Origin of the sequence: Terriglobus sp. YAF25 (genome assembly GCF_052113305.1) — a bacterium.
Taxonomy (GTDB): Bacteria; Acidobacteriota; Terriglobia; order Terriglobales; family Acidobacteriaceae; genus Terriglobus.
Genome location: NZ_JBFRCY010000888.1, coordinates 1 through 1,594, shown reverse-complemented (window position 1 = coordinate 1,594; position 1,594 = coordinate 1). Strand labels below are relative to the sequence as shown.

At 54.8% G+C, this 1,594-nt stretch carries 2 protein-coding genes; both read left to right on the top strand.

What is annotated here, in order from left to right; translation table 11 throughout:
* A partial coding sequence (locus AB4043_RS24880; RefSeq protein ID WP_442308445.1) for an AraC family transcriptional regulator N-terminal domain-containing protein occupies window positions 1-672 on the top strand: 672 nt, incomplete at its 5' end.
* A gap of 318 nt (window positions 673-990) precedes the next feature.
* On the top strand, window positions 991-1,594 hold a 604-nt coding region (locus AB4043_RS24875; RefSeq protein WP_442308444.1), incomplete at its 3' end, for a glycoside hydrolase family protein.

Here is a 1,594-nt window from a genome sequence, read left to right as displayed (position 1 = left end):
CCTTCACGCGGTACCGTAGTTCTAGCAAGCGCGGAGGCACCCTATCTCGGAATCCAGATTGCACTGGACTTTTCCATCATGCAGGAGATGGTCGAGGAGCTCGATATGTCTCCGCTGACTTCCCGAAAAGCGAGAGCCCGTGGTGCCTTTGTCTTAGATCTCAATCCTCAACTTCTGGACTGCACCCAGAGGGCCATAAACCTTCTCGAAATCCCCGAAGCAATCCCAAGACTGTACCCGGGAATCATGCGTGAGGTCTGCTACTGGCTGCTGACGGGTCCTGAAGGCTCGCAGATCAGCGAGATCATGATGATGGCGAATGGGCAGAACCAGAAGATCGTTCAAGCAATACACACACTCCGAGACAAGCTCAGGGAGACAGTTCAAGTGGAGGGTCTCGCTGTGGCTGCAAACATGAGTCAGGCAACGTTTCACCGTCAATTCAAGTCTATTACCGGCATCACTCCGCTTGCCTATCAGAAGCAGCTCAGGCTTCACGAAGCACGTCGAGTATTAATATTCCGCGGTGCGACCGTGGAGTCTGCTGCGCGTGACGTCGGCTACGCCAGCGTTTCGCAATTCAGCCGTGAATACAGCAGGATGTTCGGGCGATCGCCACGGCGAGACGCCCAAAGCTGGAAAAGCACTCCGGCCGCAGCGGTTCATGAATAGAAGGATCGGGCTCTTGCCCCGCGCTATGGTTGCTGTCTCAAAAGTTGATCACCGTATTGACTCCCAAAGCGAGGGGAACCTGGGGACATCCATGATAGGTTTCCGGTTCAAATAGCTTGACAGGTTTAGCGGTTAACATCTAGTCTCCTGTCGATTTCTTAGATACAGATCACAGGGTATTGAATGAAAACCTGGAAGTGGAGATCAAGTTTCCTCCTCGCGGTGTGTCTGCCGCTATTTGCGGTCTTTTCGGGCCGGACCGGCGCGCAATCCCCGAAGGGAAGAACAGCTTCTGCTCCCCCGCTCGATTTTCCTCACATGATGCAGCCCATTCCCGCCTCCGCCGCCTTTCATGATCCTGGCTATTTTGTCTGGTGCGGCGCGCTGATCAAGGGCAGCGACGGGAAATATCACCTGTTCTATTCCCGCTGGAAGGTCGCCGACGGATTCGAGTCCTGGGTCACACGTTCGGAGGTCGCCCATGCGATTGGAAGTTCTCTCGAGGGCCCCTTTGTCTTTCACGACGTAGCTCTACCGGCGCGTGGAAAAGAGTTCTGGGACGGGATGGTGACGCATAACCCGACCATTCACCGGTTTGGGAAGAAATACTATCTCTACTACATGGGGAACCTGGGAAATGGGGTCGTCATGTCCACCCTCAACTGGGACCATCGAAATAATCAACGCATCGGGGTGGCAGTGGCTGACAGTCCTAATGGACCATGGAAGCGGTTTGATACTCCATTGGTGGACGTCAGCGCAGATGCCAACGCACCTGACGCTCTTTGCATCTCGAACCCAAGTATTACTCAAGGGCCCGATGGCAGGTTCCGCCTGCTTTATAAAGCGGTAGGAAAACAAAAGCCGCTGCCGGGCGGTGGTCCCGTGGTCCATCTGATGGCGACTTCAGATTCACCTACCG